The 1,878-nt window shown below is 64.6% G+C and carries 1 protein-coding gene; it reads left to right on the top strand.

What is annotated here, in order from left to right; translation table 11 throughout:
* The coding region (locus tag G3N93_RS39475; protein WP_241026900.1) for a condensation domain-containing protein at positions 1–1,878 on the top strand (1,878 nt) is incomplete at both ends.

Below are 1,878 nucleotides of genomic sequence, written 5' to 3'. Positions count from 1 at the left end.
TCACCCTGGACAGCCTTCCACTCACCCCCAACGGCAAGCTCGATCGCCGAGCCCTCCCGGCTCCGGACGGGGAGGCCTTTGCGCGTCATGCCTACGAGGCGCCCCAGGGGGAGATCGAGACCACGCTAGCTCAGCTGTGGTCCGAGCTGCTCGGCGTCGACCGTGTCGGTCGCCACGATCACTTCTTCACCCTCGGCGGCCATTCCCTGCTCGCGGTCCAGCTGATGGAGCGACTGCGCCGCGCAGGGCTGGGCACCGAGATCCGCGCTCTCTTCGCCACCCCCGTCCTGGCCGATCTGGCTACGACTCTAGGCTCCTACCGTGAGGCGATTGTTCCACCCAATACGATCACCGCCCAAGACACGGTCCTGACACCCGATCGCCTACCCCTGATCGATCTCACCCAGGCCGACATCGACCGCCTCCTCACCCAGGTACCCGGGGGGCTGGCCAACCTGCAGGATATCTACGCCCTGGCTCCGTTGCAGGAAGGCATCCTGTTCCATCACCTGCTGGCCACCGACGGCGATCCGTACCTGCTGATCGGCCAGATGGCCTTCACCGACCGTGCCTTGCTCGATCGCTACCTGGAGGCCGTGCAACAGGTCGTCGATCGACACGATATCCTGCGTACCGCCTTCGTCTGGGAAGGCCTTTCCACCCCGGCCCAGGTGGTCTGGCGTCAGGCGCCGCTGCTCCTCACCGAGCTGGCTCTCGATCCGCACGACGGTCCTATCCACGAGCAACTGGCCCGGCGTTTCGATCCACGCTCCTATCGCATCGATCTCTCGCAAGCACCGCTACTACGCTTCGTCATTGCCTACGATGCCGACAGTCATCGCTGGCTGTTGTTGCAACTCCAGCATCACCTGATTGGTGATCACTCTACGCTGGAGATCCTCCAGGCTGAGGTCCAGGCGCTTCTTACCGGTCAGGGCCACACGCTCCGTACACCTCAACCGTTCCGCCATCTGGTGGCTCAGGCCCGGTTAGGTCTCCCGCAGGCTGAGCACGAACGCTTCTTCCGCAGCCAGCTGGCCGATATCGATGCCCCCACGTTGCCGTTTGGCTTGAGCGATGTGCACCGCGATGGACGGCACATCATCGAGTCCCATCGTCTGCTGCCACAGGCCTTGAACGACCGCTTGCGCACGCAGGCGCGCCGTCTGGGGGTCAGTCTGGCCAGTCTGTGCCATCTGGCCTGGGGTCAGGTCATCGCCCAGACCAGCGAGTGCCGCTCGGTGGTCTTCGGTACGGTCCTGTTTGGTCGCATGCACGCCGGCGAAGGCGCCGACCGGGCCATGGGGCTGTTCATCAACACCTTGCCGTTAAGGTTGGATCTGGACGACACCGATGTCGAAACCAGTGTGCGGCACACGCATACGCGACTGGCCGACCTATTGCGTCACGAGCATGCCTCACTGGCTTTGGCGCAACGTTGCAGTGGCGTGGCCGCGCCGGCACCGCTGTTCAGCGCCCTGCTCAACTACCGCCATAACGCCATGCCTGCGGCAGTTGGCGATGCCGACAACCCTCTGCAAGGGGTTACTTGGCTCAGTGCCGAAGAACGTACCAACTATCCCTTCGGCCTCTCGGTGGAGGACTTCGGTCAGGCCCTGGGCTTGACCGCCCAGGTGGTGGACACGCTCTCGCCCGAACGGGTCTGCGGTTATATGCAGCAAGCCCTGGAGAGTCTGGTCCTCGCCCTAGAGAACGCCCCGCATACGCCGGTGCGGCAACTGGCGATCCTCCCCCCCGACGAACGCACATTGCTGCTGGACACCTGGAACCGGACCGAGGCCCCGTATCCCGCCGACCGGTGCATCCATCAGTTGTTCGAGGACCAGGTCCGGCGCGCTCCGGAGGCCACCGCGCTGG

It is taken from the genome of Burkholderia sp. Se-20378 (genome assembly GCF_017104665.1).
Lineage (GTDB): Bacteria > Pseudomonadota > Gammaproteobacteria > Burkholderiales > Burkholderiaceae > Burkholderia > Burkholderia lata.
The sequence above is the reverse complement of the archived record's forward strand: the minus strand, read 5'-3'. Positions and strand labels throughout refer to the sequence as shown.